This window comes from Herbidospora mongoliensis (assembly GCF_001570545.1).
GTDB classification, from domain to species: domain Bacteria; phylum Actinomycetota; class Actinomycetes; order Streptosporangiales; family Streptosporangiaceae; genus Herbidospora; species Herbidospora mongoliensis.
In genome coordinates this window covers 23,343-37,831 of record NZ_BBXD01000029.1, presented here as the reverse complement: position 1 = coordinate 37,831, position 14,489 = coordinate 23,343, and the positions used below count along the sequence as shown (strand labels likewise).

Genomic DNA, 14,489 nt, shown 5'->3' with positions numbered 1-14,489 from the left:
ATAAGGCGTACCCGGAAACGGGATCGTCCTCAGAAAACCCCCTGGAGTTTCCCATGCGTATCCGCACTGTTCTCGGCGCCGCCGCTACCGCGACCGCTCTGACCCTTGGTATGGGCGGCATGCTCGCCTCCGCCGCCAACGCCGCTCCGCTCTCGTCCAATGACTGGGACTACGACAGCGACTGGGGCTACTACTACAGCCAGAACGGCAAGGCCAAGGCCAAGGGCTTCGTCGACGTCGAGTACGACGACGAGGAGTCGAACAAGGTCCACATCAGCGGCAAGCTCTTCGACCGCGACTACCGGACCGAGCACCAGGGCGGCAAGTGCGGCTACGTCGCCTTCCGCTACACCTCGTGGGACGACCACGAGGACGACTGGTCCTCCAGCTACAAGTCCTACAAGCGCTGCGGCACCGACGGCTACAAGAAGTTCGACTTCTGGCGCTCCGACGTCGCCCAGGTCGAGGTGAAGGTCTGCCAGATCGGCCTGTACAGCGACTACCCGACCAAGTGCGGCTCCTGGCACGAGATCTACAACGCGTGGGACGACGAGTTCGGTTACACCGTCTGAGTTCCCTCGCTCCACATAGATAGGGGACAATCGTTCCAAAGCGAACGGTGACACGCCACCGAAAGCACTTCCGCAGCAGTGAGAACAGACAGCGGCCGGTGCGGGCGATGGTCACCCGGACACGCAGCGGCCCGCCCCCCGGCATGGGGGCGGGCCGCTCGTTCCGTTTTCGGCTCGAAGTAATGGCTGATCAGGCGGCTGCGTGCGCGTAGTGCATACGCGCCAGGATCCGTTCTCGTACCGCCGGCCATTCGGAGCGCAGGATCGAGTAATACGCCGTATCTCGGACCGTGTTGTCGGCGCCTCGGCTGTCCGCTCGCCGCACACCGTCGAGGTGTGCGCCGAGGGCCTCGATGGCGGCCCGGGATCGGTGGTTGCGTACGTCTGCCTTGAGAGTTATCCGGTGGACCTGCCAGGTCTCGAACGCGAGGGAGAGGAGAAGGTACTTCGCCTCCCGGTTGACACCGGTGCCCTGGGCGGATGCGCCCAGCCAGGTGTAACCGATGTCCGCGACCGACGGGACCTCGCCCACCACGCCTTTGGTACCCGGCGGCCAGGGCATGGGGCCCTGCCAGTACTCCAGGTGCATCAGACGGGTGGCGCCGACCACGCGGTCGGCGTGCAGCCACCGGATGGCGAAGGGCATCGTGCGGCCCTCCGCCTGCTCAGCCAGAGCGGCCTCCACGTAGGTGACCATCTCCTCCCGGCCTTCGGGAACGCGAGTAAACGAGTACGTCGCGCGGTCCTCGCTCGCCGCGGCGACCAGGTCGTCGACGACCGCGAGGGTGAGCGGTTCCAGGCGCACAAGGCGCCCGGACAGGGTGACAAAAGCGGGCATGAGCACATGATGGGGTCTGGACGACATGTCTGGTGCCAAATGACACACGACATCTTGTGGAACCCCAGGTAGAGCGCCCACCATAGCCACAAAACCGCAGGTCAGAGGTGTTTCTTTGCAGCTTTGGCGCGGTTACTCAGGGTAAAGATTCGACAAAGATCGTCAGCGCGCCGGAGCGGGTGCCAGGAACATCCCCCTTCGTGCTCTCGACGGCTCCTTCGCGGTCAGTCCGCGGAGGGCTTCCTCCAGGTAGTCGAGCGATTCGACCACCCACGGGAGCGCCAGCGGATCCGACCCATGCAGCGCCGCGAGCCGCTGTTCGGCGGTCTCGCCGTACAGCAGGGAAGTGGCCACCCGGACCCGGGCCGAACGCGGGTCGTCACCGAACGCGGTGCCCGGCAGCACGCCGACGCCGTGGCGGTCGAGCAGAGTCCGGGCCAGCTCGTCGGAGCTGTCGAAACCGGGGATCTGCGGATAGAGGTAGAAGCCGCCCTGCGGCATGTCCACCTTCGCGCCCGCCTTGGCGAACCGGTCGGCGACCGCGCGGGCCACGGTGGCGTGCAGCCGCCGCGAGTCGTCGATACGTTCCACGATCTCCTCGGGCTCCTCGAACGCGTAGGCGGCGGCGTGCTGCACCGGCGCGGCCGGGGCCGACCAGATCTCGCTGGCCACCGCGAGCAGCCGCTGGCGCAGCGCCCACCCGTCGGGGGTGTGCGGCAGCCGGGCCACGCCGATACGCCAGCCGCCCAGCGCGAGCGACTTGCTCAGGCCGCTGGTGATGACGGTGCGTTCCGGGGCCACGTCGGCCGGGCTGAGAAAAGGAGTCGCCTGCGGCTCGTGGACGAGGTCGCGGTAGATCTCATCGGAGATGATCACCAGGTCGAGCTCGCGGGCGACCTCGGCCAGCCTTCGCACCGTTTCCGGGCGGGCCAGCCGGCCGGTCGGGTTGTCCGGGAGCGTGACAAGGACGGAGCGGACCGTCCGGCCCTGCGCGCGGGCGTGCAGCACCGCCGACCTCACCTGGTCGGGGTCGGGCACACCGCCCTCGCCGGGCGGGGTCGGCACCAGGATCGGGCGCACTCCGATGATCTCCGCCTGGGCCGCGTAACTGACCCAGCTCGGCATCGGCAGCACCATGTCCCCGGGAGACCTCCACTCGCCCGGGTCGGCGCCGATGGCGACCAGCAGCCCGAACAGCAGCGACTTGCTGCCCGGTCCGCAGACCACCAGGTCGGGGTCGGTCGGCAGTTCGCGCCGCGACCAGTAGCCGGCCGCCGCCGCACGCAGCGCGGCCAGACCCGCGACCTCGCCGTATCCGTTGCTGACACCCGCGTCGGCGAGACGGGCCAGCAACACGGGGTGAACGGGTAGTCCGGCCTCGCCGAATGCGAGGTGAAGCACCCGTTGCCCCGACCTCCGTCTTCGGGCAATGTCTTCGTTTGCGGCCAGAGTCGCCGAAAGTGTGACGTGCATACTGATTCCTCCTGATTGCCGTGGAACGTACCCACCTTGTGTGGGTACGGGCATCAGGACAAGCGAGGCTTTTCGGTGCCGGGCATAAGGAGATCCGATGCTGGATCTGCGACGTTTGACGTTGTTCTGCGAGTTCGCTCGGCGGGGCAGCATCGCCGCGACGGCAGCGTCTCTCGGCTACAGCGCGTCGGCGGTATCGCAGCAGCTCGCGGCGCTGGAACGGGAGGCCGGGGCGGCCCTCATCGACCGGACCAGTCACAGCGCCGAACTGACCGACGCGGGGCGGCGACTGGTCGTCCACGCGGAGCGGATCCTGTCCATGGTGGAGACGGCCGAGTCTGACTTGTCGGCACATGCGGGGACTCCAACCGGGCGCGTCGTCATCACCGCGTTCCCCACCGCCGCCGTCGCCTTCGCGCCCGCCCTCGCCCAGTCGCTGCGGCGGCACAAACAACTGGCGTTCCGGCTGTCGCAGAGCCGGTCGGGGCGCGGCATGCGGGAGGTCGAGTCGGGCGAGGCCGACATCGCGCTCGTCGACGACTGGTGGGGCCGGGTGCGGCGGCGGGAGACGCTGACGGTGTTCCCGTTGCTGCGCGATCCGCTCGTGCTCGTGGTGCCGCGCCGGCATCGGCTCGCGAACCTCGACGAGCCCGTCGACCCGGCCGACCTACGCGACGAGGCGTGGATGGCCACGCCTGAGGGGGAACCGTCCCGGACCGCCGTCGACCGGCTGCTCACCGATGTCGGGGGCGCGCCGCCGGTGGCTTGGGAGTTCGAAGGTCTCGGTACGATCCTGAGCCTGGTCGCCAAGGGCATCGGGATCGCCGCCGTTCCTGCCCTCTCGCTGGCTGCCGGGGTTCGGGGGGTCGTCGTGCGGGAGTTCCCCGGGGAGCCCGTCGAGCGGGTGATCACGGCGGTCGCTCGGGAGTCGTCGGTGCACCGAGCGTCGGTCGCGGCCTCTCTGCGGGCGCTGCACGTCGCGGCGCGGTATCTGGCCAACGATCTTGGTTATCTGTCCACCACGAACGGGTTCGCTGACTAGGTTGGGCCGGTGCCGTCGTACACACTCGAACGCCTGCTCACCGCGGGAAACAACAAGCTGGTCGCCGGGGTCGACGAGGTCGGCCGGGGCTCCTGGGCCGGACCGGTCTCGGTCTGCGCCGTGGTGACCGACTTCAGCGAACCGCCCGAAGGGCTGACCGACTCCAAGATGCTCGCGCCCGGTCGTCGCGAGGCGATGGTTTTGGAGCTTGAGCAGTGGGTGGTCGGGTTCGGGCACGGCGAGGCGTCGGTCGAGGAGATCGACACACTGGGGATGACCGAGGCGCTGCGCCGGGCGGCTCGGCGAGCACTCGAAGCGCTGCCGGTGAAGCCCGACGTAGTGATCTTGGACGGGAAGCACGACTACCTCGGTTCGCCCTGGCCGGTGCGGTGTGAGATCAAGGGTGACCTCAACTGCGTGTCGGTGGCGGCGGCGTCGGTGCTGGCCAAGGTACGGCGCGACCTGTTCATGGCCACCCTCGAAGGCGCCGACATCTACGGATTTGCGGAGAACGCGGGCTATCCCTCGCCCGCCCATCAGATTGCGCTGGCTGAGCACGGGCCGGGAAAACACCACCGACTGTCCTGGTCCTACATGGACGACCTGCCGAAATGGCGGCACCTGAAGCGCCACCGCGATCCGGCCGCCGGGGAGGGACAGCTCAGTCTCTGGGGTTGAGCATCTCCTTCAGTTCGCCGATCTCCTTGAGCGCCTCGCGGAGCAGTTTCTCGGTGTCGTCGCCGGTGTCGAATCTGCGGCCGAACCACGAGGCCAGCGTCGCGGTCACCACGCCCAGGAGGGCGACGCCCCCGAGCATGAGGGCCGCGCCGATGAGGCGGCCGTCGGGGGTGATCGGGTAGGTGTCGCCGTAGCCCGTGGTCGTCATCGTCGTGACGGCCCACCAGGTGGCGTCGCCGAAGGTCAGGATGTTGGCGCCGGGGGCGTCGCGTTCGGCGCGCAGGACCGCGAGGCTGGCGGACAGGCCGAGCACGAGCGTGGTCGTGGCGGTGAAGGTCAGCACCTTGCGCTGGAAGCCGCGCCGCCGCTGGAGCATCCGGAGCGGCATCATCAGCGGCAGCAGGATGACCAGCAGGTCGAGGGCGTTGTTCTTGACGAACGCCTTCTTGTGGTCCGCCCGGGTCAGCCGCACCGCGTATTCGGCCAGGAAGAGGAGCCAGCAGCCCAGCTGGGCGAACCAGCAGGCCAGTTTCCAGTCATGCGGAAGGTGCGGGAAGAGGATCGGGGTCGCGTACGCGACCAGGAAGACGCCCGCGAAGACGAGCAATCGCCACTCGGCCCTCATGACGATCAAGTCTAGGCGGGCGCCTTCTGTATGCCCTGGTCAACGCGCTGCTAGCAGTCGACGAGCTCCGGCTGCTGGTTGAGGATCTGGGCGCGCGCGGTGGTGAAGTCGGCCAGTTCCGCGGTGGCCGACGGGTCGAACACGGCCACCCGGTGGCAGTTCTGGAACGCCAGCTTCACGTCGAAGTGGCGTTCCAGTGCGCCCCGCATGGCGTCACTGGCGAGGCAGCGCAGCAGCTGCCCCCGGGCCGCCTCGTCCGGCGGCGGGACCATGTTGTCGGCGAAACTCGCGCCCGACTCGGTCCTTGTTCTGACCAGCTCACTGATCAGCTCCCACGCGTACGGCAACGAGTCGCGGACGCAGGCCACGAAGGCCGCGTCGTCCACGTCACCGGCCCTGGCCTGGTCGAGCAGATCGTTCGGAACGGTCAGCGACATGAGGCTTTCTCCTCTCGGTTGGGGCACTTTTGACGTTAACTTGGGCAGGTTCACAGCGCGAGCCACAGTCGGCCTCCGGCTGCCTGCGTCTCGCTTTCCAAGGCGACGTTCCCGAAAATGAAGTCGGGGTCGATTTGTTCGGCCAGGTCGTGGCCGGTCGCCTTGTTCGCCCAGGCGTGCGCGTTCCGCAGGTGGAACTCGTGCGCCTGGCGGCCGAACTTCGCCCAGTCCTTCTCGGCCGCGTCGACTCGGTCGAGCAGGGTCTGGAGACCGGCGAGGTTCCCTGGCTCCAAGTCGTTCAGGGTGAAGGAGCGGCCCTGTTCCATGGCCCGCACGGCGGGGCTGTGGTCGAGGCAGGTGAGCAGGTCGGGGCCTACCTGCTCGCGCAGGAACGCGCGGTCGCCGGCGGTCTGGATCTTGTTGCCGACGACCGCGATGGTCACGTCGAACTCGGCGGCGTACTCCTTGTACTGGTGGTAGACGCTCACGCCCTGGCGGGTGGGCTCGACGACGAGGAAGGTGACGTCGAACTTGGTGAACATGCCGCTGGCGAACGAGTCGGCCCCGGCGGTCATGTCGACCACGACGTATTCACCCCGGCCGTCGACCAGGTGGTTGAGATAGAGCTCGACCGCGCCGACCTTCGAGTGGTAGCAGGCCACCCCGAGGTCGCTCTCGTTGAACGGGCCGGTCACCATCAGCCGCAGGCCCTCGACCTCGGCCGACGGGAAGAACGGGTCGTCGAGGGTGACCAGGCGGGAGCCCCGGCCTGGCGGGGTCGTCTTCACCATCGCCGCCGCCGAGGCGATGCGGGGGTTGTCGCCGCGCAGATGGTCTTTGAGCTCGGTCAGCATGCCGCCGAGCGGGCGGGGCGGCTCGGCGCCGAGGACGAGCGCCAGGTGCTGGTTGATGTCGGCGTCGATCGCCACGACCCGGGCGCTCGTTGCCGCATAGCGGGCGAACAGCGAGGAAAGGGTGGTCTTACCGCTACCGCCCTTGCCGACGAAGGCAACACGCACGGGTGGTCTCCCTGATCACGACAGTGAAAATGATTGTCGTAATCAGTTTGCCACGAGTCTCAGGTCTGCGTGGGGGAGTAGGCCCGGAAAACCCTCAGCAGGGTGGGCCGCATGCGCTCCCATTCGGCGGCGGTGGTCGTCCAGGTGAGAACCGTTGTCGTGGTTTCAGTGGAGATGACGCGCCGATATTGGTGGTACGTCTCCCCCTTCACCAGGTGCGTTTCCTTGGCGTTACGAACCTGGCGCCAGGTGAACTCCCAATCGGCCGCCGACCCCAGCTTCGACCCGACGGTCTTCAGGCGCAGTTTCGAGTACGCCTCCACGTTCGGATAGAGGAACGCCTCCGCCTCGTGGAGGGCGGCGAGGGGATCGGTGCCCACCTGGTTCGTCATCTCTATCGACAGGTGGCCCCGGTTCCTCGGGTCGACCCACCAGACGGAGTATTCGCCGACCGAGCGCTTCCACGCCCTGGGCGCCATGGTGTGCCAGCCGGCCGGGGAGTCGTACCGCTCCAGTTTGAACCGCAGCGCGGCGATCGGCGAGGGCGACGGCGAGGGGAGCACGACGGGCGCGGTGGTGGGGTCGGTCGCGGCGGTGCGGGTGGTGATGACCGTCGTGTCGGGCCGTAACAGGGCCCAGCCGCTGAGCGCGCCCGCGACCACGACGACGGCCGTGCCGACCGCGATGAACCGCAGCCGCATGCTGCCCCGCACCGGCTTCGGCTCGGGCGGGGGCGGCGGGGGCTCGAACGCCGCCAGCAACGCGTCTGCGGCCTCGTGGGAGGGCCGCCGCTTCGGGTCGCGCGCCAGCAGCGCCGCGAGTACCGGCCGCAGCTCCTCGGGCGCGGCCGACACGTCGATGTCCTTGGGGATGCGCGCGGGCTTCTCGTCGTGCAGCGCCGGAGGCTTCCCGGTGACGGCGAAGTAGAGCGAGGCCCCCAGCGACCACAGGTCGGCGGCCTCCCTGACCGGCGTGTCCGGATCGGTCCGCTCGGGCGCCCGGAACGCCGACGTCGACCGCGCCGAACTCCACGACTCCCCGTGCGCGGGCGACCGTTCGCCCACCCGCTTGGCGAACACCGGATCGGCCGCCACGGCGCCCACCCCGAAGTCGGCCAGCACGACCCGGCCGTCGTGCCCGACCAGGATGTTGGCGGGCCGTACGTCGCCGTGCCGGACCCCCGCCGCGTGGGCGACCGTGAGGGCCGACAGGGCGGTCCTGATCACGTGGGCGGCCTTCGGGACCTCCAAAGGCCCGTCGCTCGCCACGATCCCGTCGAGAGACCGGGAGCGGGCCAACTCCATGACGACCCAGAGCCTGCCGTCTTCTTCCGCGACGTCGAAGACGGCGGCGATGCCGGGATGCCGCAGGCGTTCGGCCTGCCGGGACTCCCGCGCGATGCGCTGCTGCAAGGCGGTCTGGCGGGTCTCCCGCAGCCCGGCGGGGAGCAGCACCTCGCGGACCGCGACCGGGCGGTCGAGCAGGTCGTCGTGGCCTTCCCAGACGACGCCGGTGTTGCCCTGGCCGAGCGCCCGAACAAGCCGGTACCGCTTGACGACGAGCTGTCCCGGACTTCCCATCACGCCGCCTCTGCACCGGGCCGGACTACTGGACTGGGAGTCTTCCATAACTAATGGGGCAGAGGTGAGATAAGCGTCACAGGTCGATCTACAGGGTCGGTAGAGAGCCGCCCGCGAGATGCGCGAGCGTCACGCCGGTGAGCACGCGGGTCTCGTTCTCACGTATCGCCGACCAGACCTTCTCCAGCGGTTCCGAGGCGCCGAAGAACGCCTCGTTGTCCTGGGGCACCCCCTCGATGACCACGATCACCTCGGCGAGCGTGATCTGGTCGGCGGGCCTGGCCAGCCAGTAGCCGCCGTCGGGGCCTCGCTGGCTGTGGATCAATCCGGCCCGCCTGAGCTGCAGCAGGATGTTGTCGAGGAATCTGCGAGGGATGCGTTGGGCGGTCGAGATGCGTTCCGCCGGGACGGGCCCCGGAGGGGCGGCCGCGAGTTCGGCCGCCGCCCGGAGCGCGTAATGGGTGCGGGCCGACAGGCGCATGCCTGTCAGCCGATCCGCTGGTCCAGACCCCACCGCCGGCGCAGCGCGTTATCCGCTGCGCCGAAGAGCACGTCGACCACGATGCCGATGAGCAGGATGACAATCATCGTGGCCAGCAGGCGGGCCGAATCGGCCAGCTCACGGGCGAAGTGGAGCTGCTCGCCCAGCGACGGCTGATTGGCGATGATCACGAGGATCTCGCCGGCCATCAGCGACCGCCACGCGAACGCCCAGCCCTGCTTCAGTCCCGCCAGGAACGACGGCAGCGACGCGGGGAGGATCAGGTGACGGTAGAGCGAGAGCCTCCGCAGGCCCAGGACGTGCCCGGCTCGCAGCAGGATCGGTGGGGTGTAGTCGACGCCGGTGATGAGGCCGTTGGCGATCGAGGGGGCGGCGCCGAGCACGACCACGAAGGTGATCGCGTTCTCGGTCAGGCCGAAGAGCAGGATGGCGAGCGGGAACCAGGCGATCGACGGCATCGTCTGGAGACCGGTGATCAGCGACCCGAACGCCGCCCGGAGCAGCTTGATCCGGGAGACGGCCGCGCCGACGGCGACGCCGACGAGGATGGCGAGCAGGAAGCCGGAGACGGCGCGGCGCATCGTGGTGGCGACGGCGTGCCAGAACTCGGCCTCACCCAGGCGCGCCCCGAGCTCGCCGAGCGCGGTGACGGGCCCGGCGAAGACGTATTCGGGCCAGAACTCGGCCAGGACGACCGCTTCCCAGATGGCCAGGACGATCGAGATGGCCAGGAACATGGGCCACACGCGGCCCCAGAGCGCGGCGGGGAGGTTCCGCTTCGCCTTGACCTGGATCTCGAGCGCGTCGAGCCCGGCGATTTGGGCGTTGACCTTCTCTTCCGCGGTGTCGACGGCGGTTTCAGCGGCCATGCCGGCTGACCTCCTCCTTGAGGCGGACCGTGATCTCTCCTGCGAGCTTGGCGACCTCGGGCGACTCCGTCCGGCGGGGCCGTTCGAGATCCACCGTGTAGTCCTCGATGACGGTGCCCGGGCGGCTGGACAGGAGAACCACCCGGTCGCCGAGGCGGACCGCCTCGCGGACGTTGTGCGTGACGAACAGGATCGTCAGATTGCGCTCACGCCAGATGCGCTCGAGTTCGTCGTGGAGCAGGTCGCGGGTCATCGCGTCGAGGGCGCCGAAGGGTTCGTCCATCAGGAGGATGTCGGCCTCCTGAGCGAGCGCGCGGGCCAGGGCGACCCGCTGGCGCATGCCGCCGGACAGTTCGTGGGGGCGCTTCTTGGCGAATCCGCCGAGGTGGACGACGTCGAGAAGCTCGGCCGCCCGCTCCTTGCGCTTCTTGCGGTCGAGCTTGCGCAGGGCCAGCTCGATGTTGCCCGTGACGGTGAGCCAGGGGAACAGCGCCGGTTCCTGGAACATCATGGCGATCTGCTTGCCGCCGGTCTCGATGGTCCCGGCGGTCGGCCGGTCGAGGCCCGCGACGAGGTTGAGCATCGTGCTCTTGCCGCAGCCCGACGCGCCGAGCAGACAGACGAACTCGCCCTGCGCCGCGTTCAGGGAGACCTGGTCGAGGGCGAGGAGGCTGGTGGCGCCCCGGCCGTACACCTTGGAGACGGCGTCCAGCCGGACGGCGGGCGCGGGGCCCTCCGTCCGGCCGTGGCCGAGCTCCTGGGTAGGAGCTGTCACTTGTCGCTCACCGCCGTCTCGCCCTTGGCGGACAGGATCCCGTTGAGCGTGGTCAGGTCGTAGATGCCGTTCAGGTCGATCGGCTGGAGCAGGCCCACCTTGATGGCGTGGTCGGCGCTGCCGACCAGCGACGAGGCGATCGGGTCGTTGGTGAACGTGATGTTCTTGAACGCGGTGTCCAGCACCTCGGGCTTGAGGGGCTTGCCGGTCAGCTTCTCCAGCTGCGAGTTGACCGCGGTGGCCGCGCCGGCCGGGTCGGAGTTGATGAAGGCGGTCGACTCGACGTGGCCCTCGATCAGCTTCTTGACCAGGTCGGGGTGCTCCTTGGCCCAGTCCTGCCGGACGATCAGGTGCGTGATCACGAACTGCTTGTTCGGCCACAGGTCGCGCTCGTCGATCAGGATCTTGCCGCCGCTCTCCTGGATCAGGCGGCTGGCGAAGGGCTCAGGCACCCAAGCGGCGTCGATGTCACCGGTGGCGAAGGTCTGCAGGGTCTGCGAGTTCTCCTGCGGCACGATCGACACCTCGCCGCCACCCTTGGTGTCGGTCTTGATGCCCTTCTCGTCCAGGTAGTAGCGGAGCGCGACGTCCTGGGTGTTGCCGAGCTGCGGCGTGGCGACCTTCTTGCCCTTGAGATCCTCGATGGAGTTGATCTCCGGCTTCACGATCAGGTAGACGCCTCCCGACGCCGCCCCGGCCACGATCTTGATCGCCGCGCCCTTCGACTTCTCCCACGCGTTGATCGCGGGGTTCGGGCCGATGTACGTCGCGTCGATGGCCCCGGAGAAGACCGCCTCGATGGCGGCGGGACCGGCGTTGAAGGTGGTCGTCTTCAGGGTGACGTTGTCGCCCAGAGCCTTGGTGTAGAAGCCCTTCTCGACGCCGACGAGGGCGGTCGAGTGGGTGATGTTCGGGAAGAAGCCGAGCCGGAGCTCGCTCTTCTCCGCGGCAGCGGTGCCACCGGCGGGAGCGGAGGCACCTCCGTCAGCGGTGGTGCCACCCCCGCCGCAGGCGGCCGCGAGCGAGGTCACGACCACCGCGGCCAGCGCGGCGACAACCCCGCGAACCCTGCGAGCCTTCATACGCTTCTCCCTGATTCCTACTAAATAAGTCGGGTTAGGGAGTATTAAAGAGCGATCAAAGATTCCCGTCAAGTCCGATAGGTTTTAGGACTTCAATACGTCTACAGCACGTCTACATGCCAACGACATGTGTCCTGGAGGCGAGACCGGCTCGTCCGTTCGGTATGAGTAGTTCGCCTTATACGGCGCTTCCGGTGGGGCCGAATCGAACGCCCGTTAGGCGCAGGACTCGTCGAGGTCGATCGCCTTCTTGGCGGCCTTCGGCTTGGCGGTCGCGGCGACCGGGCGGGGGCTCAGCTCGTCGTGGACCTTCGCGCGGATGAGGTCCCAGTCGGGGCTGCCCGTCCGGATCAGCGGCGGCACGAACTGCAAGCTGGTGATGTCGGCGTCCTTCACCTTCGGAGCCAGGTCTATCAGGCCGGGCAGCAGGCTCCGGGGGATGTCGGTCGACACGTATCGCTTGGTCACGTCGGCGATGCGCTCGAAGCCGCTCAGCACCTTCAACGGATCGGCCTGTTCTGCGACCGCGTTCAGGAGGCACTTCTGCCGGCCCATGCGCTGGTAGTCGTCGCTGTCGGTCCGGGAGCGGCCGAACCACAGCGCCTCGGTGCCGTTCATGTGCTGGGTGCCGGCCTTGATGAGGCCCTCGCGGTAGGCGCCGAACACGATGTCGTTCTTCACCGTGAGGGTCACCCCGCCCATCGCGTTGATGATCTGGGCGAAGCCCCTCATGTCGACCATCGCGTAGTAGTCGACGTGCAGGCCGAGGATGTCGCCGATCGTCGACTTCAGCAGGTCGGCGCCGGAGTCCCCGTGGTCCTCGCCCCACTGGAAGACCTCGTTGAGCAGCGAGGCGGAGGGGAAGTCGTCGAGCGGGACGTTCTGCAGGTTCCTCGGCAGGGAGAACAGGATCGACTCCCCCGTACGGGTGTCGACCGACGCGACCGTCATGCTGTCGGTCCGCGCCCCTGGCCGGTCGGGGGCCGCGTCGGCGCCGACGAGGAGGATGTTCAGGCGCTGGCGGCCCGCCCACGGGTCGGCGGCCACCGGGGTCACGACCTGCGTTCCCTGGTCAGCCGGGTCGTCCGCGACGAACACCGAGCTGACGACCTCGTTGGACACGTACGCCACCCGGGACGCGTATCCCAGCGGCGCCACCACCAGCGCGCACAGCCCGGCCACGGCGATCAGCGGAAGCCCCAGCCGCACCCGCCGGGGCGCGACCACCAGCCACGACCACACGATCACCGCCGCCCACACCACGGCCACCACGACCCCGGCGACGGCGGCCGCGTCGAGCCGCTGCAGCAGCAGGGACGGCAGGTGTGACCAGGCGTTGGTGACCACGGTCACGACGGCGGAGACGACGAGTAGATAGACACCGGCCAGCGCCAGTCCGGTCCGGGTCCGGCCCGCCCAGATGTGCGCGACCCCCCACAGAAAAGCTGAAGCCAACGTCAGTGCCAGCGCCCGACGCAGGCTCCTGTTTTCGCGCATGACGCCCCATATGCCCGGTTCGATACCGGGCTAACGCTACTGGGTGGTGCAGGTGTCGTGCGTCGCGTCGAAGCCCTCGACGTCCTCGATGGAGGCTTTGGGCTGCTTGAGGCCTTGGTAGTCGGAGCCCAGCACCAAAACGACTTGTTGTGTTGTCCCGTTCTTCACGTTGAACGTCGTCGACTTCAGCAGTTCGCGGAACACCCGCACCGCGCGGGTCTGGCCGCTCGGGGTGTATTTGACGAACGTCTTCGGGTAGGGCTTCGGCGCGTCCTCGACCTTGAGGATGTGGTAGCCGCGCTGCTCCAGAACGGCCGCCACGTTCGTGGCCAGGCCGCCGCGGCCCGAGCCGTTCTGCACGACCACGTGGATCTGGCTCTTGGGTATCCGCTGCTCGCCGGATTCGAGCTTCGCCGTGAGTTCGTCTTGGGCCGCCATCGTGAACAGGCTCTTGGCTTGCGGCTGCGTCCACTCCACGCGCCCGGGGCTGGTCAGCGAGTAGTGCCACGGCGTGGTGATGAACCGGATCGACCCGGCCTGCAGGCCCTCGGCGCTGAGCGCCAGGTCCTTCAGCACGGACGGGGTCAGGTCGGGATCGGTGGTGATCGACTTGGTCACCGCGTCGAGCAGGTTGAGCAGGGCGCCGGGGTTGGTCAGCGTCTCGCCGCTCATCGCCTTCTTGGACATCGCGGCCAGGAACATCTGCTGGCGCTGGATGCGGCCGATGTCGGAGCCGTCGCCGAGGCTGTAGCGGGCGCGTACGTAACCCAGGGACTGTTCACCGTCGAGGGTCTGCCGGCCGGGTGGGAGGGTCAGCAGGGCCTTCTTGTCGCTGATTCCAGGTTCCGGTACGCAGACCGGCACGCCCCCCAGGGCGTCGACCATGCCCTTGAAGCCGGTGAAGTCGACCTTCACGTAGTGGTCGATGTGGATTTTGGTGAGCGTCTCGATCGTCTTCCAGGTGCAGCCGATGCCGCCCGAGTTGAACGATTCGTTGATCATGCCGACGTGGGCGTTCTGGCCGGGGAAGCCCTTGCGTGCGGGGCACTCGGGTAATGCGACCAGCGAGTCTCTGGGGAAGCTGATCAACGTGGCGCCGTCCCGCTTGGGGGAGATGTGGGCCAGGATGATCGTGTCGGTGCGCTCACCGGCGAAGTCGCCGTATTTGGCGTTCGCGCCCTTGCGCACGTCGGAGCCGACGATCAGCACGTTCATCGCCGGGCTGACCTTGTCGGGGCGCGGGCCGAGGTCGGTCGTCGCCACCGCTTCGTGCTTGACGTTCGTGGTGACCTTCACGTAGCCGACGACCACGAAGCTCACCGCGCCGACGACGATGCCGAGCACGGCCGCGATCAGCACGTGGACCCACGCGACCCACAGGCGGGGCCGTTTCTGGAGCGGCAGGAGAACCGGCTCCGGACGCACGTCGACCTGACTCAACGCCCTACCCCCGGGTAGAACAGCCCGGGGCCACCCCCCGGTCACCGCTGCAAAGTGTAA

At 68.4% G+C, this 14,489-nt stretch carries 15 protein-coding genes; 3 read left to right on the top strand and 12 right to left on the bottom strand.

All coding sequences use genetic code 11. From position 1 onward, the window contains the following. The first annotated feature begins 53 nt into the window (after window positions 1–53). Window positions 54–572 (top strand): hypothetical protein, encoded by a 519-nt coding sequence (locus AW272_RS38170; protein WP_157519261.1) that lies wholly within the window; start codon window positions 54–56, stop codon window positions 570–572. Window positions 573–762: 190 nt separating this feature from the next. Here the strand turns inward: AW272_RS38170 and AW272_RS38165 are convergent, their stop codons facing one another. Both AW272_RS38165 and AW272_RS38160 read right to left on the bottom strand, forming a co-directional pair. Continuing rightward, window positions 763–1,410, bottom strand: coding sequence for a GNAT family N-acetyltransferase (locus AW272_RS38165; RefSeq protein WP_083959126.1), 648 nt, complete (start codon window positions 1,408–1,410; stop codon window positions 763–765). Between the two features lie 162 nt (window positions 1,411–1,572). Further along, on the bottom strand, window positions 1,573–2,883 hold the full coding sequence (locus AW272_RS38160; RefSeq protein WP_066375580.1) for a pyridoxal phosphate-dependent aminotransferase: 1,311 nt from the start codon (window positions 2,881–2,883) through the stop codon (window positions 1,573–1,575). Between the two features lie 97 nt (window positions 2,884–2,980). Between AW272_RS38160 and AW272_RS38155 the strand changes: the two genes are divergently transcribed. Both AW272_RS38155 and rnhB read left to right on the top strand, forming a co-directional pair. Further along, entirely contained in the window at window positions 2,981–3,925 is a 945-nt protein-coding gene (locus tag AW272_RS38155) for a LysR family transcriptional regulator (RefSeq protein ID WP_066375577.1), read from the top strand. 9 nt (window positions 3,926–3,934) lie between these two features. Next, window positions 3,935–4,603, top strand: coding sequence for a ribonuclease HII (gene rnhB, locus AW272_RS38150; RefSeq protein ID WP_066375575.1), 669 nt, complete (start codon window positions 3,935–3,937; stop codon window positions 4,601–4,603). Here rnhB and AW272_RS38145 read toward each other — a convergent pair. The 10 genes from AW272_RS38145 to AW272_RS38100 all read right to left on the bottom strand — a co-directional run bounded on the left by AW272_RS38145 (window position 4,587) and on the right by AW272_RS38100 (window position 14,429). Then, window positions 4,587–5,228, bottom strand: coding sequence for a potassium channel family protein (locus AW272_RS38145; protein ID WP_066375735.1), 642 nt, complete (start codon window positions 5,226–5,228; stop codon window positions 4,587–4,589). The two genes, rnhB and AW272_RS38145, sit on opposite strands and share 17 nt — an antisense overlap. Before the next feature lie 50 nt (window positions 5,229–5,278). After that, window positions 5,279–5,665, bottom strand: a complete 387-nt coding sequence (locus AW272_RS38140) for an SCO5389 family protein (protein WP_066375573.1) — start codon at window positions 5,663–5,665, stop codon at window positions 5,279–5,281. 50 nt (window positions 5,666–5,715) lie between these two features. Then, complete coding sequence (locus tag AW272_RS38135) at window positions 5,716–6,684, bottom strand: ATP-binding protein (protein WP_066375572.1); 969 nt, start codon at window positions 6,682–6,684, stop codon at window positions 5,716–5,718. A gap of 59 nt (window positions 6,685–6,743) precedes the next feature. After that, window positions 6,744–8,264, bottom strand: a complete 1,521-nt coding sequence (locus AW272_RS38130; protein WP_066375569.1) for a serine/threonine-protein kinase — start codon at window positions 8,262–8,264, stop codon at window positions 6,744–6,746. Between the two features lie 88 nt (window positions 8,265–8,352). Further along, window positions 8,353–8,745, bottom strand: a complete 393-nt coding sequence (locus tag AW272_RS38125) for an RrF2 family transcriptional regulator (RefSeq protein ID WP_066375566.1) — start codon at window positions 8,743–8,745, stop codon at window positions 8,353–8,355. Window positions 8,746–8,750: 5 nt separating this feature from the next. Next, the gene (locus tag AW272_RS38120; protein ID WP_066375563.1) at window positions 8,751–9,635 is read right to left on the bottom strand and encodes an ABC transporter permease; all 885 of its coding nucleotides are present in this window, start codon (window positions 9,633–9,635) and stop codon (window positions 8,751–8,753) included. Beyond that, on the bottom strand, window positions 9,625–10,410 hold the full coding sequence (locus tag AW272_RS38115; protein WP_066375560.1) for an ABC transporter ATP-binding protein: 786 nt from the start codon (window positions 10,408–10,410) through the stop codon (window positions 9,625–9,627). Before AW272_RS38115 ends, AW272_RS38120 begins: the two co-directional genes overlap by 11 nt. Then, on the bottom strand, window positions 10,407–11,492 hold the full coding sequence (locus AW272_RS38110) for an ABC transporter substrate-binding protein (protein ID WP_066375549.1): 1,086 nt from the start codon (window positions 11,490–11,492) through the stop codon (window positions 10,407–10,409). The genes AW272_RS38115 and AW272_RS38110 overlap by 4 nt, the downstream gene beginning before the upstream one ends. Before the next feature lie 216 nt (window positions 11,493–11,708). Continuing rightward, the gene (locus AW272_RS38105; protein ID WP_066375547.1) at window positions 11,709–12,989 is read right to left on the bottom strand and encodes an LCP family protein; all 1,281 of its coding nucleotides are present in this window, start codon (window positions 12,987–12,989) and stop codon (window positions 11,709–11,711) included. A 36-nt stretch (window positions 12,990–13,025) separates the two neighbouring features. Then, window positions 13,026–14,429, bottom strand: coding sequence for an LCP family protein (locus tag AW272_RS38100; RefSeq protein ID WP_066375545.1), 1,404 nt, complete (start codon window positions 14,427–14,429; stop codon window positions 13,026–13,028). Window positions 14,430–14,489: the final 60 nt, after the last annotated feature.

Bases quoted from the DNA above. Each gene is read 5' to 3' on its own strand.
- AW272_RS38170 (WP_157519261.1), top strand. From the start codon at position 54: ATGCGTATCCGCACTGTTCTCGGCGCCGCCGCTACCGCGACCGCTCTG.
- AW272_RS38165 (WP_083959126.1), bottom strand. From the start codon at position 1,410: ATGCCCGCTTTTGTCACCCTGTCCGGGCGCCTTGTGCGCCTGGAACCG.
- AW272_RS38160 (WP_066375580.1), bottom strand. From the start codon at position 2,883: ATGCACGTCACACTTTCGGCGACTCTGGCCGCAAACGAAGACATTGCC.
- AW272_RS38155 (WP_066375577.1), top strand. From the start codon at position 2,981: ATGCTGGATCTGCGACGTTTGACGTTGTTCTGCGAGTTCGCTCGGCGG.
- AW272_RS38145 (WP_066375735.1), bottom strand. From the start codon at position 5,228: ATGAGGGCCGAGTGGCGATTGCTCGTCTTCGCGGGCGTCTTCCTGGTC.
- AW272_RS38140 (WP_066375573.1), bottom strand. From the start codon at position 5,665: ATGTCGCTGACCGTTCCGAACGATCTGCTCGACCAGGCCAGGGCCGGT.
- AW272_RS38130 (WP_066375569.1), bottom strand. From the start codon at position 8,264: ATGGGAAGTCCGGGACAGCTCGTCGTCAAGCGGTACCGGCTTGTTCGG.
- AW272_RS38125 (WP_066375566.1), bottom strand. From the start codon at position 8,745: ATGCGCCTGTCGGCCCGCACCCATTACGCGCTCCGGGCGGCGGCCGAA.
- AW272_RS38120 (WP_066375563.1), bottom strand. From the start codon at position 9,635: ATGGCCGCTGAAACCGCCGTCGACACCGCGGAAGAGAAGGTCAACGCC.
- AW272_RS38110 (WP_066375549.1), bottom strand. From the start codon at position 11,492: ATGAAGGCTCGCAGGGTTCGCGGGGTTGTCGCCGCGCTGGCCGCGGTG.
- AW272_RS38105 (WP_066375547.1), bottom strand. From the start codon at position 12,989: ATGCGCGAAAACAGGAGCCTGCGTCGGGCGCTGGCACTGACGTTGGCT.